Annotated in this window: 23 protein-coding genes; 14 read left to right on the top strand and 9 right to left on the bottom strand. The window is 67.0% G+C overall.

What is annotated here, in order from left to right; all coding sequences use genetic code 11:
- Positions 1-12: 12 nt before the first annotated feature.
- The 3 genes from ACT4ML_RS12240 to ACT4ML_RS12230 form a co-directional block, all read right to left on the bottom strand.
- Positions 13-1,131 carry a hypothetical protein gene (locus ACT4ML_RS12240; protein ID WP_444721119.1) on the bottom strand — a complete coding sequence of 373 codons (1,119 nt, stop codon included), beginning with the start codon at positions 1,129-1,131 and terminating at the stop codon, positions 13-15.
- A 185-nt stretch (positions 1,132-1,316) separates the two neighbouring features.
- Positions 1,317-1,967, bottom strand: coding sequence for an HAD family hydrolase (locus tag ACT4ML_RS12235; RefSeq protein WP_444721118.1), 651 nt, complete (start codon positions 1,965-1,967; stop codon positions 1,317-1,319).
- A gap of 51 nt (positions 1,968-2,018) precedes the next feature.
- Entirely contained in the window at positions 2,019-2,612 is a 594-nt protein-coding gene (locus ACT4ML_RS12230; RefSeq protein ID WP_444721117.1) for a DJ-1/PfpI family protein, read from the bottom strand.
- 431 nt (positions 2,613-3,043) lie between these two features.
- Between ACT4ML_RS12230 and ACT4ML_RS12225 the strand changes: the two genes are divergently transcribed.
- The 3 genes from ACT4ML_RS12225 (at position 3,044) to ACT4ML_RS12215 (ending at position 6,519) form a co-directional block, all read left to right on the top strand.
- Entirely contained in the window at positions 3,044-3,820 is a 777-nt protein-coding gene (locus tag ACT4ML_RS12225) for a DUF91 domain-containing protein (RefSeq protein ID WP_444721116.1), read from the top strand.
- Between the two features lie 334 nt (positions 3,821-4,154).
- Entirely contained in the window at positions 4,155-5,225 is a 1,071-nt protein-coding gene (gene endA, locus ACT4ML_RS12220) for a tRNA-intron lyase (protein WP_444721115.1), read from the top strand.
- 139 nt (positions 5,226-5,364) lie between these two features.
- The gene (locus tag ACT4ML_RS12215) at positions 5,365-6,519 is read left to right on the top strand and encodes a tubulin/FtsZ family protein (RefSeq protein WP_444721114.1); all 1,155 of its coding nucleotides are present in this window, start codon (positions 5,365-5,367) and stop codon (positions 6,517-6,519) included.
- A gap of 54 nt (positions 6,520-6,573) precedes the next feature.
- Here the strand turns inward: ACT4ML_RS12215 and ACT4ML_RS12210 are convergent, their stop codons facing one another.
- Together ACT4ML_RS12210 and ACT4ML_RS12205 are read right to left on the bottom strand one after the other, a co-directional pair.
- Positions 6,574-7,503, bottom strand: coding sequence for an ornithine cyclodeaminase family protein (locus tag ACT4ML_RS12210; RefSeq protein ID WP_444721113.1), 930 nt, complete (start codon positions 7,501-7,503; stop codon positions 6,574-6,576).
- 65 nt (positions 7,504-7,568) lie between these two features.
- Positions 7,569-7,964, bottom strand: coding sequence for a methylated-DNA--[protein]-cysteine S-methyltransferase (locus ACT4ML_RS12205; protein ID WP_444721112.1), 396 nt, complete (start codon positions 7,962-7,964; stop codon positions 7,569-7,571).
- A 105-nt stretch (positions 7,965-8,069) separates the two neighbouring features.
- On the opposite strand from ACT4ML_RS12205, the gene ACT4ML_RS12200 reads away from it, so the two are divergent.
- From ACT4ML_RS12200 to pheT, 4 genes are all read left to right on the top strand, one after another.
- The gene (locus tag ACT4ML_RS12200) at positions 8,070-9,650 is read left to right on the top strand and encodes a tryptophan--tRNA ligase (RefSeq protein ID WP_444721111.1); all 1,581 of its coding nucleotides are present in this window, start codon (positions 8,070-8,072) and stop codon (positions 9,648-9,650) included.
- A 135-nt stretch (positions 9,651-9,785) separates the two neighbouring features.
- A complete protein-coding gene (locus tag ACT4ML_RS12195) occupies positions 9,786-11,180 on the top strand; it encodes a hypothetical protein (RefSeq protein ID WP_444721110.1) in 1,395 nt (464 codons plus the stop codon).
- A 365-nt stretch (positions 11,181-11,545) separates the two neighbouring features.
- On the top strand, positions 11,546-13,072 hold the full coding sequence (gene pheS / locus ACT4ML_RS12190; RefSeq protein ID WP_444721109.1) for a phenylalanine--tRNA ligase subunit alpha: 1,527 nt from the start codon (positions 11,546-11,548) through the stop codon (positions 13,070-13,072).
- A complete protein-coding gene (gene pheT, locus ACT4ML_RS12185; RefSeq protein WP_444721108.1) occupies positions 13,072-14,784 on the top strand; it encodes a phenylalanine--tRNA ligase subunit beta in 1,713 nt (570 codons plus the stop codon). Before pheS ends, pheT begins: the two co-directional genes overlap by 1 nt.
- Positions 14,785-14,948: 164 nt before the next feature.
- Here the strand turns inward: pheT and ACT4ML_RS12180 are convergent, their stop codons facing one another.
- On the bottom strand, positions 14,949-15,146 hold the full coding sequence (locus tag ACT4ML_RS12180; RefSeq protein ID WP_006431836.1) for a hypothetical protein: 198 nt from the start codon (positions 15,144-15,146) through the stop codon (positions 14,949-14,951).
- Between the two features lie 237 nt (positions 15,147-15,383).
- Here ACT4ML_RS12180 and ACT4ML_RS12175 point away from each other — a divergent pair, with 237 nt between their 5' ends.
- The 3 genes from ACT4ML_RS12175 (at position 15,384) to pheA (ending at position 18,376) form a co-directional block, all read left to right on the top strand.
- Complete coding sequence (locus ACT4ML_RS12175; protein ID WP_006431837.1) at positions 15,384-15,692, top strand: non-histone chromosomal MC1 family protein; 309 nt, start codon at positions 15,384-15,386, stop codon at positions 15,690-15,692.
- Between the two features lie 468 nt (positions 15,693-16,160).
- A complete protein-coding gene (locus ACT4ML_RS12170) occupies positions 16,161-17,465 on the top strand; it encodes an MFS transporter (RefSeq protein ID WP_444721107.1) in 1,305 nt (434 codons plus the stop codon).
- Positions 17,466-17,563: 98 nt separating this feature from the next.
- Positions 17,564-18,376, top strand: coding sequence for a prephenate dehydratase (pheA, locus tag ACT4ML_RS12165; protein WP_444721106.1), 813 nt, complete (start codon positions 17,564-17,566; stop codon positions 18,374-18,376).
- A gap of 27 nt (positions 18,377-18,403) precedes the next feature.
- On the opposite strand, the gene ACT4ML_RS12160 is transcribed toward pheA, so the two are convergent.
- Complete coding sequence (locus ACT4ML_RS12160; protein ID WP_175416333.1) at positions 18,404-18,562, bottom strand: hypothetical protein; 159 nt, start codon at positions 18,560-18,562, stop codon at positions 18,404-18,406.
- Between the two features lie 465 nt (positions 18,563-19,027).
- Here ACT4ML_RS12160 and ACT4ML_RS12155 point away from each other — a divergent pair, with 465 nt between their 5' ends.
- Positions 19,028-19,483: a peroxiredoxin gene (locus tag ACT4ML_RS12155; RefSeq protein WP_444721105.1), complete on the top strand. Its 456-nt coding sequence runs from the start codon at positions 19,028-19,030 to the stop codon at positions 19,481-19,483.
- 62 nt (positions 19,484-19,545) lie between these two features.
- A complete protein-coding gene (locus ACT4ML_RS12150) occupies positions 19,546-19,965 on the top strand; it encodes an Hsp20/alpha crystallin family protein (protein WP_444721104.1) in 420 nt (139 codons plus the stop codon).
- Positions 19,966-20,003: 38 nt separating this feature from the next.
- Here the strand turns inward: ACT4ML_RS12150 and ACT4ML_RS12145 are convergent, their stop codons facing one another.
- Both ACT4ML_RS12145 and ACT4ML_RS12140 read right to left on the bottom strand, forming a co-directional pair.
- Entirely contained in the window at positions 20,004-20,774 is a 771-nt protein-coding gene (locus tag ACT4ML_RS12145) for an SDR family NAD(P)-dependent oxidoreductase (RefSeq protein ID WP_444721103.1), read from the bottom strand.
- A 63-nt stretch (positions 20,775-20,837) separates the two neighbouring features.
- Entirely contained in the window at positions 20,838-21,335 is a 498-nt protein-coding gene (locus tag ACT4ML_RS12140) for a hypothetical protein (RefSeq protein WP_444721102.1), read from the bottom strand.
- A 107-nt stretch (positions 21,336-21,442) separates the two neighbouring features.
- Between ACT4ML_RS12140 and leuS the strand changes: the two genes are divergently transcribed.
- Complete coding sequence (gene leuS / locus ACT4ML_RS12135) at positions 21,443-24,091, top strand: leucine--tRNA ligase (RefSeq protein ID WP_444721101.1); 2,649 nt, start codon at positions 21,443-21,445, stop codon at positions 24,089-24,091.
- Between the two features lie 298 nt (positions 24,092-24,389).
- A complete protein-coding gene (locus tag ACT4ML_RS12130; RefSeq protein ID WP_444721100.1) occupies positions 24,390-25,481 on the top strand; it encodes a HAMP domain-containing protein in 1,092 nt (363 codons plus the stop codon).
- Positions 25,482-25,483 lie beyond the last annotated feature (2 nt).

Genomic DNA, 25,483 nt, shown 5'->3' with positions numbered 1-25,483 from the left:
CGTTCCGGCCCGTTAGGCGGCCATACCGCCGAACTCCTCCTCGTTGACGAGGCTCCGGTAGCGGTCCCGAACCGCGTCGCGGACGTACTCGTTGACTTCCGTCGCGTTGCTCACCTGCAGTTCCTCGAAGTGGTCCGCGGCCAGTTCCACCCACTCCGGCAGCGTGCCGGGCAACTGGTCCTGCTCGGCTTTCAGGTCGGTCCGGATCCGTCTGGCGTGGTCCTCGACCACGTCCTCGAAGGGGCCGACGGCTTCGACCATCTCCCGCCCTCGGTCGAGTCCGAGCCGGTCGACGACCGAGTCGCGGGTGCTCTCGAGGATCTCGCTGCGGACGCTTCGAGCCGTCGAGAGGACGTCGAATCGTCTGGCGATCTCGTTTTCGACGACCTGCTCGAACTCGCCGGTTCGGAGCACGTAACTCGAGTCCGCGAACTCGGCCTCCACGTCGTCTTCGATCCGTTCGGCCAGATACCGGGCGTACTCGTCGATCGCCTCCTCGACCAGATACTCCCCGTCGAGGTCGACGATGTACCCCTCGCGGTCGAGATACCGGATCACGTCGGCGGTCGCATCGACGTCGATGACGCTCTCGAGGTCGCTGTGGGCGATCTTCCCGTTCGAGGCCTCCCGCTCGAGCCGCGAGTCCAGGCCGACGTCGTCGGCGTGTTCTTTGAGCTGGGGGCCGATCGTGTAGTAGTCGCGCTTACCGGCGGTGATCCGCCGCACGTAGTTCCGGTCGTCGAGTTCGTCGGCGAAGAACTCCATGTCGTCGATGGCGAGCGAGAACCGCGAGCGCAGGGTCTCCCCGGTGACGACCAGCCGCTGGCCGAACAGGTTGGTCAGCTCCCGGGTGATGTTCATGTTTCCCTTGACGCCGAACGGATCCACGTAGAAGACGCCGTCCCGGAGTTGCTCGAGGTCGATGAACTCGTCGGCCGTCATCTCGGTCAGCGCCTTGCGCATGTCGCTCGAGGAGAGCGACCGCGCGTTGACGAGACCGATATCGGCGCTTTCGTAGGCGGACTTGATCTCGCTCTTCTGATCGGAGACGTAGATAAATCCGTAGTTGTCCTGGGCAATGTCGCGACAGACGTCTTCCAGAACGTCGGTATCGACCGGTAAGAGCGTCATTGTAGAGTGAGTTATATGCTCGCATACTAAACCTTGCGACCGTTGTATTCGTTTCCCGGCGACAGTGGATATTTCAACAGTTCGGGCGGAAATATCGAAAAACGGTCGCGGGAGAGCCGGCGCCAATGGGGATCGAGAAAACGAGCACAGCGATTACCCGCGGTCGCAAGCGATCGCGGGCAGCGTTACGCTGCCGTCTCGAGGACGCGCTCCCGAAGTTCGGCCGGCGAGTCCACGATCTCGTCCGCCGGCGAGCGGTCGATGTCGCCGTGGGCGTCGATCCGGTAGGCGACGACGACCGTCCCCGCTCGAGCGGCCGCCTCGATTCCGTTCGCAGAGTCCTCGACGACGACACACTCCGCGGCGGGAACGCCGATCTCGTCGGCTGCGTACTCGAAGACGTCGGGAGCCGGCTTGCTCGCCGCGTCGATGTCGTCGGCGCTGATGACGCGGTCGAACTCGCCCTCGAGGTCGAAGCGTTCCGTGACCATTCCGATCCAGTCGTGGGGCGAGGAGGAGACGAGCGCGGTCGGGACGCCGCGGTCGTCCAGTTCGGTGAGGAGGTCGCGGAGACCGTCTAAGAGTTCGACGCGGTCGGTGTAGATCTCCTCGGCGGCCTCGGTAAAGCGCTGGATGAACTCCTCGCGGGAAATCGCGGTGCCGTACTCCGCGTCGAGGTAGTCGTAGATCTCGCGGAAGTTCATCCCGCTCGTCTCGGCGACATCGACGTCCTCGTCGGGGACGGCCGCGGGGAAGATGTCCTCGCGCTGGAAGTCGACCCAGTAGTCTTCGCTGTTGACGAGCACGCCGTCCATATCGAACAACACAGCAGGCATGTATGGCGGGGTATTCGATCGCCGCGTATAGCCGTTTGGCCCGAACGACACTCAGCCGAAGACGGTACCGCGCCGTTCGTGTTCCATCTCCGTCTCGACCGCCTCGGCGATGTCCGCGCCGAACTCCCGCTCGAGCAGCCACAGCGCCAGATCGATCCCCGCGGTGACCCCGCCGGCGGTGAGCACGTCGCCGTCGTCGACGACGCGGTCGTCGATCACGCTTCCGGCGTACGCCTCGAGATCGTCGATCGCGACCCGATGGGAGGTCGCGGGTCGCCCCTCGAGCAGGCCGGCGTCGGCAAGTATCATCGCGCCGGTACAGACCGATGCAACCGTCGCGCCGTCCGCGTGCCGCGCGGTGACGGCCTCCGGCAAACGCCCGTCCTCGACGACGGCCCGGACGCCGCCCTCGGTGGTCCACCCGCCACCGGGAACGACGAGCAGGTCGGGGTCGCCGAGGACCCCGTCGGGCTCGACGCGGAGCCCGTGACTCGCCGTCACGAGCGCGGTCTCCTCGAGGGTCACCAGCCGCGTCCCGATCGACGCGCCGGCGTCGGCCCCGTTCTCGAGGACCTCGTAGGGGCCGATCGCGTCGAGTTCGTCGAAGCCGTCGAACAGCACGATTTCGGCGGTCGTCTCGTCCATACGGGATCGTCGCGATCGATCGTGAAATCCGTTGTGTAGACGGGCGACTCACCTGCCACTGACTGGCCGTGGCCGGTGGCTCGCCCTCGATCGCCGTCGCTGTGACCGACCGAACTCGCACGGTCCGCGACGATTTTGAACGGCATCGCAACGTCCGGTGCGCGGCCGCTCGAGTCGCTCGATCGCCGGCGACGACGTCGGCCGCTCGAGCGGGAGCGAACCCGGCGTCGGCGGCCCGAGCGACGGCCCCGTCGACGACCGGCCCGGTGATCAAGCGGGCGATAGAAACGGTACCGTTGCAGGACCGAACGGGGAGTAAGGCCGTCGTTCTCGAGCGAAGCGTTCGACCGCCAGCATCAATTTTATTCGAAATCGGAATCCGTCGGCGATCGTCCGCGGATTTAAGTACGAAACCGCGGCCAACCGCAGCCATGATCGACGACGCGATCCGCGTGCTCGCGGGCGATTGCACCGTCATCGCCGAGGACGCCGACCGGGAGGAGTACCGCGGCCGAGTGACGACGATCGTCAAACCCGACAACACCGTCCTCGTCCACGACAGCGACGGCTACCAGCCCGTCGCGTGGCTCACCCGCGCCGACAGCGTCTCGAGCGAGCGCCGAGACGGCTTCACCCTCGTCGCGAAAAAGGACACCCAGACGCTGCGGATCGCCGCCCACGAACAGGAGGGGTTCGCCCACTATCCGTCCTCGGCGGCCGGCACGCCCGTCGGGGAGTGTCCCGACTGCGACGGCGCGCTCGTGCGCTCGAGCGGCGTCCACTGCGTGGGCTGTGGCAACCGCTACGGCGTGCCGGCGGACGCGACGATCCGCGACGAGCGCTGCGATTGCGACTGCGGGCTCCCGAAGATGCGCGTCGAACGGGGGCTCGCCTTCACTGTCTGCCTCGACAGAGGTTGTGAGTCCCTCGACGCCGCGGTCAAGGCGGAGTTCGACCGCGAGTGGGCGTGTCCGGAACCGGGCTGTGACGGCGACCTCAGAATCCTCCGCCGCGGCGGCCTCATCGCCGGCTGCGAGCACTACCCCGACTGCGACACCGGCTTCGCCGTCCCCGCCGGCGTCGTCGACGGCGAGTGCGGCTGTGGCCTCCCGACCTTCGAAACCGCCAGCGGCGTCCGGTGTCTCGACGCGACCTGCGATCGAGCCCTCGAGGGACCGCTCGAGGTCGAATCCGACGCCGACGACTGAACAACACGATCGAACGCAACGGCGGAAATCCACCGTACGATAGCCGCCCGATCAGCCGCCGCGGCTGCGGGTGGGACTGAAAGGGGCTGACGGGGTCGGCGACGCCCGACACCCCGAGCACCGCACTCGAACGAAGTGAGATGCGGAGCGCAGGGGTGGCGCGCGAGTCGAGCCCGTCAGGGGCTTTCGAGGGAGGGACTGCAGAGCGATCCCCGAATTTCGTCGGGGTTCTCGAGCCGGTCGCCGCCGAAGCGGTGGCGCACCCGTATGCCGTGACACTCGCTCTCTGGAATCGATCCGCAGCCACTTAATCCCGGCCGGCCAACAGCCGGCTATGGCACTCGAGGGGCGGTTCGACGACGGCGTCGTTCGCGTGGGCAGCGACGCTCGCCAGCGGTATCACGACTCGCGAGGCTACGGCTATCCGCTCGAGGGCAACGAGATCGCCCTCGCACCCGTCGAGGCGGCACACCTGCTCTACCGGGGCGACCTCGAGGCGGTCATCGACGCCGAGAGCGGCGAGCGGCTGGGGTTCCGGGAGTTCGTCGCGCGCGAACCGGGCGAGGACTTCGGCGTTCGGTTCCTCGTCTACGCGGATCTGCGGTCGCGCGGGTTCTACCTCTCGCCGGCCGCGGAGCCGTGGGTGCAGGAGCCGCTGAGCGGCGAGGCCGACTTCGCGGTCTTCCCGCGCGGAAAGGGGCCCGGTGACGGCGAGATCGCCTACGCCCTGCGCATCATCGGCGAGCGAACGGATATTCCGGCCAGCGAACTCCGGGAGGGGGTACTGGCGGTCGTCGACGAGGAGAGCGAAATCACCTACTTCGAGGTCGGCCGGCGAGATCCGACCGGGACGTCGACCCCCGACGCGTCACTGCCCGAGGGCTGTGCCGCAGACCTGCTCGCCGACCGGGTCGTCGTCTGGGAGCCCCCGCTCGAGCTCTACGAGCGGACCTTCTACGGCCAGCCCCTCGAGGGGCGAGAGTACGACGAGCCGACGCTGCAGTGTTCCCTGCTCGAGGCGGCCTACCTCGCCGAACGGGGCGCGATCGATCTCGAGCCCGAGACGGTCCGCGAGCGGGGCCGCGAGGTCGAAGGCGAGCGGTTCGATCGCCGGCTGACCGTCTACACGGCCCTGCGGGAGCGCGACGTGGTGCCCAAGACGGGGTACAAGTTCGGGGCGGACTTCCGGACCTACGCCGACGTGGACTCCGTCGAGGAGTTGGGCCACTCCGAACTGCTCGTCCGGGTCCACCCGGCCGACTACGTCTTCGAACCGCGTGATCTGGCGCTCGACGTTCGGCTCGCCCACGGCGTCCGGAAGACGATGGTGTTCGCGCTCGTCGACGACGACGCCACGGGGGTCGAAGGGATCGACTGGTGGTCGCTCGAGCGGCTGACACCCTGAGCGGATTAGCTTAGCGGTCCATCAGTCGTCGGTTCTCAGCCCCGCTGCCGCCGGCGGCCACCGAAATCCACGCCGACCCGGTTCGGCGACGATCCGAGCGAGCGGAATCCTGAAAACCCCGACGGACGAGGAACGCACCATGCAACTCGAGGTGATCGGCGTCGGCGGCGCGGGCTGTCGGATCGCCGATGCGATCCGGGCCGCGGAGCCGACCGACCGCTCGTTTCTCACCGATGTCTTCGCGTTCGATACCGACGAGAGCGACCTGAACCGGACCGTCATCCCCGAATCCCACCGGTTTCGGTACGGCCCTGACGGGTCGGACGGCGGCCTCGAGGGCGATCTCGAGCGGCGTCGGACTCTCGGCCGGGATCACGTCGACGACCTCCTCGAGCGCGCGGACCGAGCCACACCGGGTGCGGCCGACGGGGTGCTCGTCGCGGTCGGCCTCGGCGGGGCGACCGGCGGCGGTGCGGTCCCGGCGCTCGTGTCGGCGCTCCAGCAACGGTCCGACGCGCCGGTCTACGTTCTGGCGACGCTGCCGGCCGACCGCGAGTTCGACGCCGCGGCAGAGCCGTCGGGAACCGGCCCGCACTCGAGCGAGCCGATCACCGCCACCGATGCACCGCCGCGACCGAACGCGGCGGCGAACGCCGTCGCCACCCTCGAGCGACTCGACGGGGTCGCGAGCGCGATCATCACGTTCGACAACGAGGACTGGCTCCGCCCCGGAGAGACGCTCGCAGACGGTCGCGACCGCTGTAACCGCGAGCTGGCGACGCGAGTCGCGGCCGTCTTCGCCAGCGGCGGTGATTCGGCGGAGTCGGTCGCCCAGACCGTCATCGACGCGAGCGACATCCGCCGGATCGTCGGCGACCAGTCGGCCGTCGTTGCGCTCGGCTACGGCGACCAGACGGTCGAGACGAGCGGCTCGCGGTTCGGCCTCGGGCTCCTGTCGGCGGAGCCGGACGTCGAGACGAGCGAGGCGGTCAGCGCCGTCGAGACCGTGGTTCGAAAGGGGATCCACGGGAAGCTCACCCTCGAGTGTGAGCCCGAAACGGCCGACCGCGGACTGCTGATCGTCGGCGGGCCACCGGCGTGGCTCAACCGCCGGGCGATCGCCGAGGGCCGGCGGACCCTCGAGTCAGCAATCGGCGGTTCCGGCATCCTCGGCGGCGACGCGCCGCGGCCCGACGGCGACCGCGTCTTCGCGGCGGTCGTCCTCGCCGGCGTCCGATCGGATCGGCTCGCGGAGTTGCGATCGGCAGCCGACCGGGCCGGTCGAGTCGACTGACGCCGGCCCGCCGCCGGTCGGTCTCGAAATCGTCTCGCCGGTCCGTTGCCCGAGCTACGCGAACCGCTCGAGGAATCGCTTTCCGAGAACGACCTCCGTCCCCGCCAGCCCGACCGAGCAAAACAGCGTGATCTCGTTCTCGCGTCGCCGTCCGCAGTCGGGATTCTCGAGCACGTCGGCGAGTTCGACCATCCGCTCGCGGTCCGCGCCCGACGCGACGTACGGCCGGTCGTAGGCGTCGACCTGCGGGAGCGAGTCGGTCGCGACGATGTCGGCGCGGGAAACGACCTCGAGCGGGAGTTCGTGAGCGTCTTCGAATCGCGGGCCGATCGTCGTGACGTGCGTCCCCGCTTCGAGCCACTCGGGGTCGAAGACCGGCTCCTCGCTGGTCGTCGCACAGACGAGCGCGTCGGCCCCGCGGACGACCGGTTCGGGATCGTCGAGCGCGCGGACGGGCGGTTCGACTTCGCCGTCGACCGTCTCGGCGAAGGACTCGCGGCTCTCGCGGGTCGGGCTGTAGACCAGCACGTCCTCGAAGCCGCGGGCCGCACACGCCGCGCCGACCTGCGCTCGAGCCTGAAACCCCGAGCCGAGCACGCCGAGCGTCTCGCTGTCGTCCCGGGCGAGGCAGTCGATCGCGACGCCGCCGATACCGCCCGTTCGAAGCCCGCCGATCGCGTGCCCGACGAGCAGCCCCTCGAACCCGCCGGTCGTCGCGTCGAAGACCGCGACCAGTTCGGTGTGCTCGTCGCCGGAGTCGGGAAAGGTCTCGTAGACCCGAAAGCCGGCCGCGTTCGCGGGTCCGGTCACGGCTCCCGCGGTGAACACGAGATCCCCCTCGCCGGCGTCGACGTGCCAGCGCGGCGGGGCCTCGAGCGTCCCGGCGGCCCGCTCGGCGAACGCGTCGCGCACGGCGGCGACGACCTGCTCGTAGTCGAACTGCGAATAGACGTCGGCGTCGGTGAGGACGGAAAAATCAGTCATGACCGACGTATCAGTCGGAGCGACCATAACAGGTGCGGCGCGGGACCCGATCGGGAGCCGAACCGTTACGAGTCGCCCGGAATCGCGGCCCCCTCGTGCTCGAGCAGCCGCCGTTTCAACGCCAGTCCGCCCGCGTACCCGGTGAGCGAGTCCGCGCCGACGATCCGGTGGCAGGGGACGATCACGGGAGTCGGATTGCGGCCACAGGCCTGCCCGACCGCGATCGGTGCCGTCTCGAGGTCTGCGGCGACCTCGCCGTAGGTTCGGGTCTCGCCGGGCGGAATCCCGGTCATCGCTCGCATCACGTCGCCCGTGAAGTCGTCGGGGAACTCGACCTCGAGGTCGAACGCCGTCCGCGCACCGGCCTCGTACTCCCGCACCTGCTCGCGGATCGCAGCCGGTTCCGCGTCGATCGCCGAGGCGCCGATCTCCTGCTCGTGCCCGAAGAGCTGAATCTGCATCGGTAAGCGAGGTTCGGTCCGCACTGACATTACTTTCGGTGGCCGAATATTTCGGCGACGGCGAAGCCGAAGGCTTTTGCGCGCTGCCACGCCAAAACGCACGTAATGACCGGAGACGACCCACTCGAGGAGTCCGAGTCAGGGGAACCGCTGACCGATGGAGGGGCCGCTGGTGCCGATGATGTCGCGCTGGACCCGTGGGGATCCTCGAGCGTCTCCGACTACCGGAACCTCTTCGAGGAGTTCGGCATCGAGGAGTTCGACGAGGTGCTCGAGGAGGTGCCGAACCCCCACTACCTGATGCGCCGCGGCGTGATCTTCGGTCACCGGGACTACCGCCCGGTCGCGGAGGCGCTGCAGAACGACGACCCGGCAGCCGTCCTCTCGGGCTTCATGCCCACCGGCGACCCCCACATCGGCCACAAGCTGGTCTTCGATGAGATCATCTGGCATCAACAGCAGGGGGCCGACGCCTACGCCCTGATCGCCGACCTCGAGGCCAACTCCGCCCGCGGGATGAGTTGGGCGGAGATCGACGAGCACGCCCGGGACTACCTGCTCTCACTGCTCGCGCTCGGGTTCGACCTCGAGGAGGGGACCCTCTACCGGCAGTCGACCAACCGCGAACTCCAGGATCTGGCCTTCGAACTCGGTGCCGACGCCAACTTCTCGGAGTTTCAGGCGATCTACGGCTTCGACGGCGAGACCGACGTCTCGCACATGCAGTCGGTCGTCACCCAGATGGCCGACATCCTCTACCCGCAACTCGAGGAGCCCAAGCCGACCGTGATCCCCGTCGGTCCCGACCAAGACCCCCACGTCCGGCTGGCGCGGGACCTCGCCGAACGGATGCGCTTTTTCAAGGTCAGCGACGCCTACGCCAGCTTCGAACTCGACCCCGAGGAGCGCGCGCTGGTCGCCGAGTTCTACGAGCGACTCGACCCCGCCGACTTCGACGACGACGACCTCCGCTGTGTCCACGTCGCCGAGGCGCTCGAGGAGACGCCGCTGTCGGAGCTCGGGGTCAGCGCCGACACGCTGAGTTCGGTCCTGACGAAACTGAACGAGGCGGGGATGGAACCGGTCCGGCCGCGCACCCGCTTTTTCGACCGGCGGGCCACCGACGACGCGTTCGACGCCCTGATCGACGCCATCGAGGGCGAAAAGCGAGTCTACGAGAGCCACGTCGACGCGTTCGAACTGGACCTCGCCGAGGCCGAGGAACTCGCCCGCGAGGTCGAAGTCGACAACGGCGGCTACGGCTTCCAGCCGCCCTCGTCGATCTACCACCGCTTCATGACCGGGCTGACGGGCGGCAAGATGTCCTCTTCGATCCCGGCGAGTCACATCTCGCTGCTTGACGACCCCGAGGACGGCTACGACAAGGTCAAGGCCGCGACCACTGGCGGCCGCGAGACCGCCGAGGAACAGCGCGAGAAAGGCGGGAAAGCCGACGAGTGTCCCGTCTACGAACTCTACGCCTACCTGCTGGCCGGCGACGACGACGAGTTCGCAAAGCGCGTCTACGACGAGTGCGTCGGCGGCGAACGCCTCTGTGGCGACTGCAAGGAACAGGCCGCCCAACTCATGAAGGAGTTCCTCGAGGAGCACCAAGAGAAACGCGACGAGGTCGAGGAGTTGCTCGAGGCGGCCGACATCGAACTCGAGTCGCCGCGCCGTCGCTGAGCCGGATCGACTCGGTACGGAACCGCCGAACACCAGCGCTGGCTCGACGCTGCCGGTTTTTTCGAATCCGACCCGAGATGCGTTTTGATGTCTGACGTAGATATATAGGGCCGGTTGTGGAACCGTGAGCTATCGATGGCTCGGCCCTCCCGTGACTCGGACGGCGACCTACTGGTCTCTGCCGACGTCCTCGGTGCAGTCGGCGTCACGGCGGCAGACATTCGACGGACTGCGGCCGAGGGCGACACCCTCGAGTCGGCGCTGGCCGACGCGCTCGCGACGCCGGTCGACCGGACGACGGTGCTCCGCCGGACGATCTGCCGGAGCGATCGCGGGATCGCCTGTGCGGCCCGCTACTCGCAGGCGGCCCTCGAGCGGGAACTCACCACCGTCTTCGAGGCGATCGGGTGGTCGCTCTCGGTCACGGGGACGCGGGACGGACTGGCACTGACCGCGACCGATCCGTACGATCGAAGCCGTGAGGCCGCCGTTACGTACCCCGAAACGCCGCTCGCGGGCGATAACTTCCCCGCCGTCCTGTGGACGCTCAACGAGACCGTCTTCGCGGCGACCGACGTGCGGTTCGTCCTCCTCTCGTCGGGCGTCGACCGCTGGCGGGCCGCACTGGTCGAAACGAGCGAACTCGAGCGGCTACGGGATCGTTACGGCCCGCAAATCGGCGCGTTCGATCGGCCGTTGTTGCCGAAGTACGGGCTCGAGGCGTACGTTCCCGACGCCGATGCCGACGGCGGGACAGCACCACCGCTCGGAGCCACCGCCGGCGACGGCGACCCGTGGCCGCCGTGGGCGCTCGAGGGCGGCGCTCGCCGACCGACGGATCCGGCTCCGACCGTCGACTCGCTCATCGACGAAGCGGAACCGAGCGCGGGCCCGGGCACGGAGCAGGCCACCGGTCCGGGTGGGGACTCGGGGGCAGATTCGAGGGCGACGGCGACCGGCGGCTCGAGCGACGCGGCGACTGCGTCATCGTCGGAAGCCTCGAAGCAAACGGCGGCCCCCTCGAGCGAGATCGACGGGTTCGAAATCCGGGGGACTCCGTCGGTCTCGCGGCGTCGGAGTACCGAGACCGACCCGTCCAAGAAGCGGGACTCCGGAACCGCAGGGTCCGGCGACTCGAGTTCGGCCGACGATTCGAGCGCGGTCGACGACTCGAGTCGAACCGACGAGACGGGGACGGACGAGTTCGGGACGCTCTCCGGAACCAGTACGACCGCGCGCGTCGGCAACGACTCGTTCGGGACGGATCTCGACAGTCCGTCCGAGGACGACCGCTACCGCGCGCTCGGTGCGGCGCTCGACGCGGGCGGCAACGTCTCCGTCCGTGGGCTGCTCGAGGACGACGAGTTCCTCCCCGAACTGCCGGCGACCGAGTCCGCGGAGACCCGCATCGAGTTCGCGGACCGGTGTGGGCCCGTGACGGTTCCCGAGACGAGCGCCGCCGCCGAGCAGTCGGGATTCGAGTGGGTCGAGACCGACTCGCTCGAGACGACGCGGATATCGAACAGCTGACGCGGGTCGCCGGAACGTCGAAGGGGGCTATAGTAGCCACTGACGGCCGAGTGTCGTGTGGTGACCCGCAACACAACGTTTTTATACTGTTCGTCGTATCCTCCGCGTATGGCAACCGGATCCCACGCAGTCGGTGTCGGCGATCAGCCACCGCGTTCGGTCCTGGGGTCCGGCTTCTTCTTCGCCCGGTAACCGGGCCGGTGGATCCGAGGGCGGCCATATCAGTCGCTCGCGGCGAAACCGTCCGCGTCAGCGCCGTCGGCTCGAGAGATGGAATCGGTCGTCACGACGGCGACTGCAACGGTCTCGAGTCGACTCGAGTCGGAACCGCTAACTGACCGACCCACGCCAATTCGGATAAGCGAATGCAACTGCCAGCACAACAGGTCGCGGTCTTAGAGGCCGCGACTGCGGACGAGGCAACGTCCGTCGATGCCCTCGCCGCGGCGACCGAGCTCCCCCCCGAAACCGTCACCGGGGCCGTCTTCGAACTCGAGGACGAGGGGCTACTCGCCGTCAGCGAACGCGTCGACGAAACGGTCGCGCTCACCGACGAGGGGCGTGAGTACGTCACCGACGGCCTTCCCGAGGTTCGGCTCTACGAGGCCGCACTCGAGGCCGGCGCCGACGCCGACCCCGTCTCGATGGGGCAGGTCATCGGCGCGTCGGGGCTCGAGGGCGGCGCGGTCGACATCGCGCTCTCGAACTACGCGCGCAAGGGCTACGGCGTGATCGACAGCGGCGAGATCACCGCCGATCCCGACGCCGACCCCGACGCGGACGCCGAAGCGACCGCGCTCGAGGAACTGGCCGACGCGGACGACGCGCCGGTCGACAGCGTCGACGTGGATTCGGAGACCCTCGAGTCGCTCGAGCGCCGCGGTCTGCTGGACCGACGCGAGTCGACGGTCCGCGAGGCGACCCTGACCGAGCGCGCCGTCACGGAGCTGATGGCGGGGATCGAGACCGCCGAGACGGTCGGACAGGTCACGCCGGAACTGCTCACGAGCGGCGAGTGGGAGGACGTCGAGTTCTCCGAGTACAACGTCGAGGCCGACGCCGAACAGTTCGACGGCGGCAAGGTCCACATCCTGCGCCAGACGTCCGAGCGCGTCAAGGACGTCCTCGTCGGGATGGGCTTTCAGGAGATGGAAGGTCCCCACGTCGACGCGGACTTCTGGATCAACGACTGCCTGTTCATGCCCCAGGACCATCCGGCGCGCACGCACTGGGACCGGTTCGCCCTGGAGCAGCCGACCCACATCGACGAGCTTCCGGACGACCTCGTCGACCGCGTCGAGCGGGCGCACAAGGAAGGCGTCGGCGAGGACGGCGAGGGCTACCACTCGCCGTGGGACGAGGACTTCGCGCGGGCGCTCGCACTGCGCGGGCACACCACCTCGCTGTCGACGCGCTACCTCTCGGGCGAGGAGATCGGCGACCTCGAGCCGCCACAGCGCTATTTCAGCGTCGAGAAAGTGTATCGCAACGACACGCTCGACCCGACGCACCTGCTCGAGTTCTTCCAGATCGAGGGGTGGGTGATGGCCGAGGACCTCTCGGTGCGCGATCTGATGGGTACCTTCGAGGAGTTCTACGCCCAGTTCGGCATCGAGGACATCCGGTTCAAACCCCACTACAACCCCTATACGGAGCCCAGTTTCGAGCTGTTCGGCACCCACCCGACGACCGGCGAACTCGTCGAGATCGGCAACTCGGGGATCTTCCGCGAGGAGATGCTCGAGCCGCTCGGTGTGGAGTGCGACGTGATGGCGTGGGGACTCGCCTTAGAGCGGCTGCTCATGCTGATGTACGGCTTCGAGGACATTCGAGACATCCACGGGACGCTGTGTGACCTCGAACTGCTGCGCGAGACGGAGGTGACCTACTGATGCCCACGGTCGATATCGACCCCGACGAACTGCGCGACCTGACCGGTCACGACGAGAAGAGCGACGACGAACTGATCGACGACCTGTTCGGCCTCGGCCTCGAGTTCGAGGGCCGCACCGAGGAGGGGGCGTTCGAACTCGAGTTCGCGCCCGACCGGCTCGACCGGCTCTCCGTCGAGGGGGTCGCACGCTCGATGCGCTACCAGTACGGCGACGCGCGAGGGACCCACGTCCCCTCGCCGAACTCGCCGGAGTGGACCATCGAAGTGGACGAATCGGTCCCCGACGAGCGACCCTACGTCACGGGCGCGGTCGTCCGCGACATCGATTTGGACGAGGAGAGCCTCGAGTCGCTGATCCAACTCCAAGAGAAACTCCACGCGACGATGGGGCGCAAGCGCGCGAAGGGTGCGATCGGGATTCACGACCTGACGATGCTGAAGGGCAACCCCGCGACCGAGGGGAACCCGACGATTCAGTACGTCGGCGTCGAACCCGACGCGGACCGGTTCGTCCCCCTCGATTCCGACGCGGAGATGACGCCGGCCGACGTGCTCGAGGACCACCAGACGGGGCAGACCTACGCCGATCTGGTCAGCGAGTACGAGCGGTATCCGGCGATCTACGACAGCCTCGGGCTGTTCTCGTTCCCGCCGGTGATCAACGGCCGCCGGACCGAGGTCTCGACGGACTCCCGTGACCTGTTCGTCGAGATGACGGGCACCGACCAGTGGACGATCGACAAGATGCTGAACATCGTCTGCTACGCGCTGTCGGCCCGCGGAGCCACCATCGAGGAGGTGCGCGTCGAGTACCCCGATTACGAACTCGTCCGACCCGACCTCTCGATGAAGACGAAGACGGTCGCTCACGACCGGATCGAGACCATCCTCGGCATCGGGCTCGATCCCGACGAGGTGATCGACCTCGCCGAGCGGTCCGGTCTCGAGGCCACGAAAGAGGAGAGCGACGACGGCGACCTCGTCTACGAGGTCACCATCCCGCCCTATCGCGTCGACGTGCTCCACCCGTTGGACGTCATCGACGACCTCGGGCGGGCCTACGGCTTCAACGAACTCGAGCCGCGCTATCCCGACATCGGGACCGTCGGCGGCCGCCACGAGCGCTCCCGGCTCGAGCGCTCGGTCCGCGAGCAACTCGTCGGCCTCGGCTTCGAGGACATGCTGAACTTCCACATGATCAGCGAGGGCGAGAACTACGACCGGCTCGATATCGCGCCCGGCGACGACGCCTACGGAGCCGGCGAGCCGGCGACGATCAAGGAGCCCTACAGCGAGGACTTCACCATGCTGCGGACGTGGGTCACGCCCTCGCTGCTGATGGTCCTCGAGCGCAACACGCACCGCTCGTATCCGCAGAACCTCGCCGAAATCGGCTTCGCAGCCGAAGTCGACGAGAGCGAAAACACCGGCGTCGCGGAGGGTCGCCGCGTCGGTGCCGTCCTCGCCCACCACGAGGCCGGCTACGAGGACGCCAAGGCGCGCCTGCAGGCGCTCGCTCGCAACTTCGACGTCGACCTCGAGACGCCGCCGACCGAGCACCCGACCTTCATTTCGGGTCGAACCGCGGCAGTCGTCATCGACGGCGAGGAAGTCGGCGTGATCGGCGAGGTCCACCCGAAGGTGCTCGTCGAACACGACCTCGAGGTGCCGGTTTCGGCCTTCGAGTTCGATCTCGAGGCGCTGCGCTGAGGGGAAGGCGGTCTCTCAGTTTAGCGGTTTGCTGCGATGGCGGTCCAGATACTGTACCGCGAGCGAAGCCGAAGGCTGAGCGAGCGGCTCTTTTTGGTCCAGATTTTTGCGCCGAGCGGTTCGCTCGCGGAGCGAGCGAATCCCGAGGCGTAAAAAGGTGGGTTCTAGAACTCGTGTTCTACGTCGTCGTCGTCTGCTTTCTGGATGATTATTTTGCCGTCCCGGACTCGGACGAAGACCTCGTCGCCGATATCCATACCCGCGACCTCGAGTTCGTCCTCGTGGAGGTTGAGGTGGACGTTGTGGTAGTTACCGTCGTCGTCTTTCGCACCGCTTGGACTCAGCTTCTTTTTCCGTACCATCGCGGGATTCTATTCCGAACTTCGCCGCAGGATATACTTAAGTGTTTTCGACGCCACAACGAATGACTTCGGGACGCGACCAGTGTGCCGGAAATACGAGACGGCGACGCACTCGAAACGCAGCTACTGCGGGAGAAATGGTCACGCAACACACTTAAAGATACCGCCGCAGTCGGTCGATTTGCGGGGATATCTTTATGTCGGATCGTGTGCTGAATTGACACGGAGGCGAAAATCATGGTACGCGAAGACGGTAAACGGAACTTTGCACTGCGCGAATCGGGCGGTGACGAGTCGAGCGTCTTCTCGGGCAACACGCCCCGACAAGCGGCGCTCAAAGCGGCCCGACGGCTCGAGCCGGGCTCGAGCGAGGAGGATGCGGAACGGGTCGAGTTACAGCTCCGAGAGAAAGGAACGGACAAGGTCCACATCTACGACGGCTGGGCGTGGGAGGAGACGGCCCCCGACGACAAGCCGGACTGGATGCCGAACGAGATCACGGAGGCCAACGTCGCGAAGAAAGGAATCGAACACCTCGAGGAGTGAGGCGGCCGATCGGTAGCTTTCTCCGGCAGCAGATCGACCGGAAGCGATACGTCTCGGTCGGCAGGGATCGAGAGCGGCGCTGAGAGGTCACAGCACTAGCGGAGCGCACGGAGAGGGGATGAATACGGAGCGGGTGCCTCGACGAAGGAGCAACGTCTAATTTTAAAATCTGTCCATCATTGCTGAAAATGTGACGTTTGTTCGAAGTATAAACGGGATAGTACTAGCTGAGTTTGTGCCATCACTGCCCTATAGTTGGATGGATTCTAATAATCAAGTATATACGGGAGTCGCCGGACCATCCGAGTGACACATGTGGAGAAACATCGAAAAGAAGAATTCATTGATCGAGAGAAGGGGGAAGATACACGAAATATCCAAAACTATTGTGTCACATTCGCCGTGGTCGTGGACGCGAGCAGACTGTGGAGTCACCGGCGGCATCGGGGGTGACTGGTCGTGATCAAGATGACCAAGTGGCGGACGCTGGTGTTGGCGACGATCGGGTTCAACTTCTCGTTCCTGATCTGGTTCTCCTTCGCCCCCTTTACCGGCCCGATGGCCGACGAGTTCGGCCTCTCGGTGGCCGAACTCGGCCTGCTGGCCAGCGCGAACATCTGGCTGGCCCCGTTCGGTCGGATCCTGACCGGCTGGCTCTCCGACCGCTGGGGCGCGCCGACGGTGTTCGCGATCGTGTTAGCGTACGTCGGCGTGTTCTCGATCGCGTCGGCGTTCGCGCAGTCGTACACCGTCTTCTTCGTCGAGCGGATGATCGTCGCGACGGCGGGGATCACGTTCGTCATCGGCATCCAGCACGTCTCCGAGTGGTTCGAGGAGGGTGAACTGGGAACCGCCGAAGGGGTCTACGCCGGCATCGGCAACGCCGGCGCGGCCGGCGGAGCGCTCATCCTCCCCCGCGTGTTCGGCGAGAGCTGGAGCGGCCCCCTCTTCGAGAGCAACTGGCGGGCCGCGTTCTTCTACACCGGAATCGTCTCGATCCTGCTCGCGATCACCTACTTCGTGCTCGGCGAAGCCGCGAAGAGCGAGGAGAAACGGCAGGCGACCAAGGCGAGCGCGAATCTCAGAGACTGGCTCTACACCGCCACGCGCTACGGAACCGTCGTGCTCGCGCTGGCCTACGTGATGAGCTTCGGCCTCGAGCTCTCGATGAACGGCTGGCTCGCGACCTACTACCGCGAAGGGTTCGACACGAACAACCTCGTGCTCGCGAGCACGTTCGCCGCGACGTTCTCCGTCGCGGCCGGCCTGTTGCGACCGATCGGCGGCTACGTCAGCGATCTGCTGGCCCGCAAGGAGAAGAACATCCTGCCGATCTTCACCGGCAGATACCGCGAGCAGTGGACGTTCGTCTCGCTGTGTTTCATCGTCGTCGCGATGGTGGGCATGACGCTGGCCGGCCTGACCGGCGAGGTCATGCTGGCCGTCGGGGCCGGCTTCGTCGTCGGGATGGGCTGTGCGTTCGCCGAGGGCGCGATCTTCGCACAGGTCCCGGCCATGTTCCCCGACAGTTCGGGGAGCGTCGCCGGCGTCGTCGGCGGTGTCGGTACCGTCGGCGGGATCGTCTACCCGCTCGTCTACGCCGCGCCGCTGATGCCGAGTCTGCACACCGGCTACTCCGTCGTCGCGGCGACGATGCTCCCCATCGTCCTCCTGTGCGCGTGGGTCTTCCAGCCCCACGTCGCCGAGCGGGCGACCTCAGGTGGCTGGCTCGTCTCGAGCGAGCGTCCGTCCGGCGCGCCGACCGACGACTGAGACGGACTGCGACCGATCGCGGCCGCACCGATCGACGGTCGATCCGCGCGTCGGAAAACCCGACGGTCTTTTGACCCGTTCCCTGCTATCGTCGGGTAATGACTGCAGTTACGCTCGGACCCGAAGGAACCTACTCCCACAGAGCGGCGGGCGCGATCGCCGACGACGACGAGATCGACTTCCGGCAATCGGTCACGGCGATCGTCGACGCCGTCGCGAGCGGCGAGTACGACCGCGGCGTCATCCCGATCGAGAACAGTATCGAGGGCAGCGTCACCGAGAGCCTCGACGCCGTCGCCGACTACGAGGTCGCCGTCGTCCGCGAGATCGTCACCCCGATCAGACACGCCTTACTCGCGCAGGGTCCGGAATTCGACACCGTCGCCAGCCACTCGCAGGCGCTGGCCCAGTGTCGGTCCTACCTCGACCGCGAGCACTCCGGCGCCACCCTAGAGGCCGTCGCGAGCACGGCACAGGGCGTCGAGTTCGCCCGCGACGATCCCTCGGTCGCGGGGATCGGCCACCCGGCGAACGCGGGCGGCGACCTCGAGGTGTTAGCCGAAGACATTCAGGATCAGGACTCGAACGCGACGCGCTTTTTCGCGCTCGCGCCCGCCGACGAACGCTCGACCGGCGGCGGGAAGACCTCGCTCGTGGTCTACCCGAACGCGAACTACCCCGGCCTGCTGCTCGAGTTGCTCGAGCCCTTCGCGGACCGGGACATCAACCTGACCCGCGTCGAGTCGCGGCCGAGCGGCCAGCGGCTCGGCGATTACGTCTTCCACATCGACTTCGAGGCCGGGCTCTACGAGTCGCGGACGGCGGACGCGATCGCGGACCTCGAGGACCTCGCGGAGAACGGCTGGGTCCGACGGCTCGGCTCGTACGATACCGAACACGTCGTCGAGTAAGCGCGGTCGCTCGAACCGAGTCGTCGATCAGTCGGTCGTCGCGGCGTTCTCGCGGCCGATCCACGTGCGGATGCGGTCGGCGTACGTCGCCGCGCCGAGCCCCGCGACGAACGAGAGGAAACTCGGGACGAGAATCCAGAGAAGATTGGGGTGCTCCGAACCGGTGTGAAGGACGGTATCGATCATACTCGAAGCAACCGGCACGGCGGGTATAAGCGAACCGGATTTGGCAGCACCATCCGGTACCGACTCGAGACGGTACGGCTGTCACGGCGTCGAAGTCCGGGTGCGAGAATCGAACCACGCCGAGACGTGCTCGCTCCGCTGCGCGCGACTCGTCTGATTCGATCTCGCCGTCCGGCTTTTCCGCTCTCGTTTTACTCGTCGCGAAAAAGTCCGGGTGCGAGAATCGAACTACGCGTCTCAGCCGCACAGGCTGAAGGATAGGCCACTACCCCAACCCGGACACGAGCACGCTGCACTCATTGCTACGGCGAGGGATCTATAATAAGCTCGGAGACTCCTCACGAGCTGTAAATCACGGAGAAGTACTTGAGGCGCGAACGGGAGCAGACCACGCCGACCGGTGGCGAGGGGGAGACGAGGCGACCGACCGCAACTTGTTTTTCCTCGTCTCCCGGTACCACGAGTATGGTACTCGCTGCGGGCGACGACGCGCCGACCGTGACCGCACCGAATCAGGACGGCGACACCGTCAGCCCCGACTTCGAGGAGCCGACGGTCCTCTACTTCTATCCGCGGGACGACACGCCCGGCTGTACGATCGAGGCGAACCAGTTCCAGCGCGAGCGCGAGACGTATCTGGACGCCGGCGTCGACGTCTACGGCGTCTCGACGGACGACGTCGACTCCCATCGGTCCTTCTGTGACTCGGAGGGCCTCGAGTTCGACCTGCTCGCGGACCCCGACGGGGAGATCGCCGAGGCCTTCGGCGTCGAACTGCGAGACGGCGCGACCGCGCGGACGACGTTCCTGCTGGCCGACGGCGAGGTCAAAGCCGTCTACGAGGGCGTCGATCCGGACGGCCACGCGCGTGAGGTCTTGCTCGACGCGCTCGACGACGGCCTCGTGACCCTCCCCGAGTAGTCGCCCCTTCTGTCGTCGCGTTGCGGGCAGAATTTATCCCCGTCGGGCTCCTACGACCGAGTATGCGACGCAATCCGTTCGACAACATCGAGGAAATGCTCGACCGCGTCAGCCGTCAGGTCGAGGAGGGAATGACCGCCGGCGGCCTGCAGGTCCCCGGGTCGGTCCCGGTCGACGTCGCCGACACGGACGAGGAATACGTCGTCACGGCCGACCTGCCCGGCTACGAGACCGACGACATCGAACTGACGCTGTCGAACGGCACGCTCCGCCTCGAGGCCAACCGGACCGACGAGGACGACTACGCCGAGGGGCGCTATATCCGGCGCGAGCGGACCGAAACCTCGGCGAGCCGGCGGATCCGCCTCCCGGAACCGGTCGACGAGGAGGAAGTCGCAGCCGGCTTCGAGAACGGTGTGTTGACGGTGCGGCTACCGAAGGTGTCGAGCGGTGAGGACTCGCGACAGATCGACATCGAGTAGTTCGACCGACTGGACCGCCGCTCGAGCCGTTGATCCGACTAGTACCACGCCCCGCCCGAGGAGACGTTGATATCCTGTCCGGTGACGTGTTGTGACGCCGCGCTCGCGAGGTGGACGGCCACCTCGGCTACTTCCTCGGGCGGGACGAGATCGTCGATCATGAGACTCTCGAGCACCTCCTCCTCGACGGCCTCGGCGGGGACGCCCGCTTCCTCGGCCTGTCGCTCGAAGACGCCCCGGATCCGATCGCCCTCGACCGGGCCGGGACAGATCGCGTTGACGGTGACGCCGTCGTCGCCGAACTCGGCGGCCAGCGCCCGGGTCAGCCCGATCACGCCCATCTTCGAGGCGGCGTAGGGCGTCCGGTTCGCGTACGGTCGCTTGCCGCCGATCGAGGAGATGTTGACGACGCTCCCCCGCTCTGACTCGCGCAGGTGCGGTGCCGCCGCCCGCGTGACGCGGGCGATCCCGACGACGTTGACGTCCAGCGTCTCGAGCCACTCGTCGTCGGTCGTCTCCTCGATCGGCGCGGTCGGGCCGGCGATCCCCGCGTTGTTCACGAGACAGTCCAGCCCGCCGAAGGTCTCGACCGTCTCGTCGATGGCGTCGGCGACCGATTCGGGATCGGTCACGTCGGTCTCGACGGCCAGCGTCCGCTCGGGTGCATCGATCGCGTCCGCGGTTTCGTGGATGCCGTCGCTCCGGGCTGCGAGAACGACGTTCGCACCCGCGTCGGCGAACGCGACGGCGATTTCGCGGCCGAGACCCTGACTCGCTCCCGTGACGAAGACTGTGGAGTCTGCTACCATGACTCGAGAGTTGCGGGGACGAGGATAAAACGTTCCGCCCACGCGTCGCAGGCCTCGTCGACGTTAGAACTCGAGGCGTGCGTCGATCGATTCGACGGTGGCATCGACGGCTTCCGGGAGGTCGTCGGGGCGGTCGCCGCCCCGTTTCGGCGGCTCGAGGGGGAGTTCGACGGGGTGATACGCGAACCGCTCGACGGCTCGGGCCGCAATCGCGCCGACGAACTCGGCGTTTACCCGCTTCGAGGAGACGCCGCCCGAGGCGAGGTCGTAGTACTCGGTAAAGCAGTGACAGACGGTGATCGAATCGTACTCGTCGAGCAGGCCCGCCTCGAGGTGGCGAAACAACTTCGCCGCGTTGTCGGCGGGATCGGCCCGCCGCCACTCGAGTTCGATGAGTACCAGCCGGGAGTCGCCGATCCCCGCGATGTCGACCGGCGTCCCGGCGAGCCGGTGTTCGACGCGCCACTCGAGGCCGGGGCGGCGCTCGGCGAACGCGTCGCGGAGGCGTTCTTGGGTCTCGCGTGCGAGTTCGCCCACGAGCTCGAGCTGGGAGCGGGTCACCGTAAGCGTTGCTCTCGAGAGACCGGCGCTGGAGCCGTTCGACGGCCCGGTGGGCCGCGGTATGGAAAGGTATAGGGTGGCGTCCCGCCCTAGAGGTATATAAGCAAATGAGCGACGCGGGATACGACCACGCGACGGTCGAACGGCGCTGGCAAGAGGCGTGGGACGATGCGGACGTCTATCGGACGCCCGACGACGTCGAGGATCCGACGTACGTCCTCGGGATGTACCCGTACCCCTCGGGCAAACTCCACATGGGTCACGTCCGTAATTACACCATTACGGACGCGTACGCCCGCTACCGCCGGATGCGCGGCGACGATGTCCTTCACCCGATGGGGTGGGACGCGTTCGGCCTCCCCGCGGAGAACGCGGCCAAAGAGCGCGACACGAACCCGCGCGACTGGACCATCGACTGCATCGAGACCATGACCGATCAGATGGAGTCGATGGGCTTTGGCTACGACTGGGACCGAGAGATCACCACCTGTACACCCGACTACTACCAGTGGAACCAGTGGCTCTTCTCCCGGTTCCACGAGGAAGGGTTGGTCGAGCGCCGCGACGCCGAAGTCAACTGGTGTCCCCACTGCGAGACGGTGTTGGCAGACGAGCAGGTCGAGGGCGAGGCCGAACTCTGCTGGCGCTGTGACACCCCCGTCGAACAGCGCGAACTCGAGCAGTGGTTCCTGAAGATCACCGAGTACGCAGACGAGTTGCTCGAGGACATCGACGACTTGGAGGGGTGGCCCAACTCGGTGCGCCAGATGCAGCGCAACTGGATCGGCCGGCAGGAGGGGACGGAACTCGAGTTCGGCATCGACGGCTACGGGGACGTTGAGGCCTTCACCACCCGCGTCGACACCATCCACGGCGCGACCTTCTTTGCGCTCGCTCCGGACCACCCGATCAGCGAGGAGTTGGCGGCGGAAGACGCCGACGTTCGGCACTTCATCGAGGAGGAAGCCGACCCCGATGGCGACGAGCCCAACGGCGTCGAGACGGGCCTGACCGCGACGAACCCCGTCACCGGCGACGAGATCCCGGTCTACGTCGCGGACTTCGTCCTCTCGGACGTCGGGACCGGCGCGCTGATGGCCGTTCCCGGCCACGACGAGCGCGACCACGCGTTCGCCGAGAAACACGGCATCGACATCGTCCCCGTCATCGCGCCCGAACCCGATGGCGACGAGGAACCGACCGCACCCGACGTAGCGGAAGGCGCCTACACGGAAGACGGCGTCCTGATCAACTCCGGCGAGTACGACGGCCTCGACAGCGAGACCGCCCGCGATCGCCTGACCGAAGACATCGACAGCGCCGAGTGGACCGAGCAGTATCAGCTCCGCGACTGGGGAATTTCCCGCCAGCGCTACTGGGGAACGCCGATTCCGGTGATCCACTGCGACGACTGCGGTCCCGTGATGGTGCCCGAGGAAGACCTGCCGGTCGAACTGCCGGAGTTCATCAACACCACCGGGAATCCGCTGGACGCCGCCGAGGAGTGGAAGCAGACGACCTGTCCGGACTGCGGCGGCGACGCGACCCGCGAGACGGACACGATGGACACCTTCGTCGACTCCTCGTGGTACTTCCTGCGGTACGTCTCGCCCGGACTGGACGAGGCGCCATTCGACTTAGCGCAGGCCAACGACTGGATGCCCGTCGATCAGTACGTCGGTGGCATCGAACACGCCGTGATGCACCTGCTGTACTCCCGCTTTTTCACGAAGGTCCTGGCGGACCACGAGGGACTCGAGCACCGCGAGCCGTTCACGAACCTGCTCGCACAGGGGATGGTCCAACTCGAGGGCGAGAAGATGTCCAAGTCGAAGGGCAACGTCGTCTCCCCCCAGCGGATCGTCGAGGAGTACGGCGCCGACACCGCACGGCTGTTCATGATGCAGGCCGCCCAGCCCGAGCGGGACTTCGACTGGAGCGAGGAGGGCGTTCGATCGACCTACGCCTTCCTCGACCGGTTGAAGGGGATGGTCGAGGGCTATATCGCCGACGAGCCCGACGGCGACGACGACGCGATCGCGAGCTACGTCGACGCAGAGATCGACGCGACGATCGCCATCGCCAGCGACGAGTACGACGACCTGACGTTCAACAAGGCGCTGCGCGAGACCCAGGATCTCGTTCGAACGCTCCGGCAGTACGCGGAGTACACCGACCCCCACGCCGAGACGTACGAGCGCGGGCTGTCGGCCGTCGTCCGACTGCTCTCGCCGGTCGCACCGCACCTCACCGAAGAACTCTACGAGACGCTCGGCAACGACGGGTTCGTCGCCGAGGCCGCGTGGCCGACCGCCGAGGTCGACCGCGACTACGTCGCCAAACGCCGTCGGCTGGTCGCGAACACCCGCGAGGACATCCGCGACATCGTCGAGGTCGCCGGGATCGAGGATCCGAACGCGATCGACGTCGTCATCGCGCCCGACTGGAAGTACGACGCCCTCGAGATCGCGATCGAGAGCGACGCCGACAACCTGATCGGCGAACTCATGCAGGAGTCACACATCCGCGACCAGGGCGACGCGGCCGCCGATTACGGACAGGACCTGCAGGCAGAGCGAGAAGCGCTCTCGATGACCCTCGAGCCCGAGGCCGAACACGCGGCCCTCGAGTCGGCCGCCTGGCTGATCGAACGCGAGTTCGACGCGCCGGTTCGCGTCGTCCGGGCCGAGGACGCCGACGAGGACGTGCTCGCGAACGCCGAGCCCGGTCGGCCGGCGATCGAGATCGACGACTGAGCCCGTTCCTCGGCGACCCCGGGATCGACGGCTTCTCTCGAATCGGATCGGGTCGATCACGGCGAGTCGCTCCGACCGTGCCGGTATCACTCGCTCGGGAACAGAATTATCGTTTATATTTCATACTTGTCGCCGAACATAGATCCGGTTGCTACCACCTGTCGGCGGCGCTCAGACGAGGCAGCGATTAATTATCAGCTGTGATAGTAATTCCAACCGACACATTCAATTGGCGCGGGAGACCACGGATAACGAAGGCGTCGGGCAGCCTCGCGCTGCCCACCCGCCGTTTGACACTATGGCACTCGAGGACTATCTCCCTGATCGGCTCAGAGAAACGTACAGTGTAAAGATCGGTCTCATTTTCCTGCTGGTCGCCGTGATGACGATCGCCGTCTCCGCGCTCTTCTTGGGACACGTCTCGGGCACGGTCGGCCCGGCCGCGGAAGACCACTTCAGCGATCGCACCGACGACCGGAGCGACGTCGCAGCGAACTGGCTCGAGACGACGGCCGAAACGGCGAACGGACTCGCCGCGGACGCGACCGTCCGAGCGGGAACGGACGACGAGATCAGCGATCGACTCGCGACGGCCCAGTCGACTCGCGGGGATCGGATCGCTGAAATGCACTATCTCGACGGCGACGGCGAGATACGCGCGAGCAGCGCGGACGGCGCGGTCGGCGGGAACTTCTTTGAGACGGCCGGCGTGCAGGGCGCGACCGACGGCCCCCGCACCCACGACGCGGTCGGGAGCGAGGACTCGGTGCTCTCGTTCGTCTCGAGCGTCGAGGGCGAAGACGAGCGATACGTCGCCGTTTCGGCCCCCACGAGCGCGTTCGCGTCCGTTCTCGAGACCGACGGTGACTCGCGTCGAACGGTCGTCACGAACGCCGACGGCGAGACGATCGCGGCGGTCGGCGAGGAGGCCCCGGTCGGCGACGACGCCGTCCTCGCCGCGGTCACACCGGATTCGGACGGGGTCGCGACCGGCACCCCCGACGGCTCGGAGACGGAGTTCGCGGGGACGGCGGCGACGATCGAGAGCGGCGGCGAGTCGCTGACGGTCACGACCTACGATACCGCGGCGGCCGTCTACGGGCCACAGGGGACCGCGACCTCGTCGGTGCTTGCACTACTGCTGATCTTCATCCTCCATCTCGGGCTCGTCGGGATCGTCCTCGGCGGCAACGTCTCGCTGAACCTCCGTCGGCTCGCGTCCAAGGCCGAGCGGATGGGGAACGGCGACCTCGAGGTCGACCTCGAGACGGACCGGATCGACGAGGTCGGGACGCTCTACGGCTCCTTCGACTCGATGCGGAACTCGCTCACGGAGACCCTCACCGATCTCGAGGAGGAACGCGAACGCGCTCGCGAGGCCCAACAGTAGAC

Origin of the sequence: Natrinema sp. LN54, assembly GCF_052439245.1 — an archaeon.
GTDB classification, from domain to species: domain Archaea; phylum Halobacteriota; class Halobacteria; order Halobacteriales; family Natrialbaceae; genus Natrinema; species Natrinema versiforme_A.
This window is presented reverse-complemented; position numbering and strand designations above follow the sequence as displayed.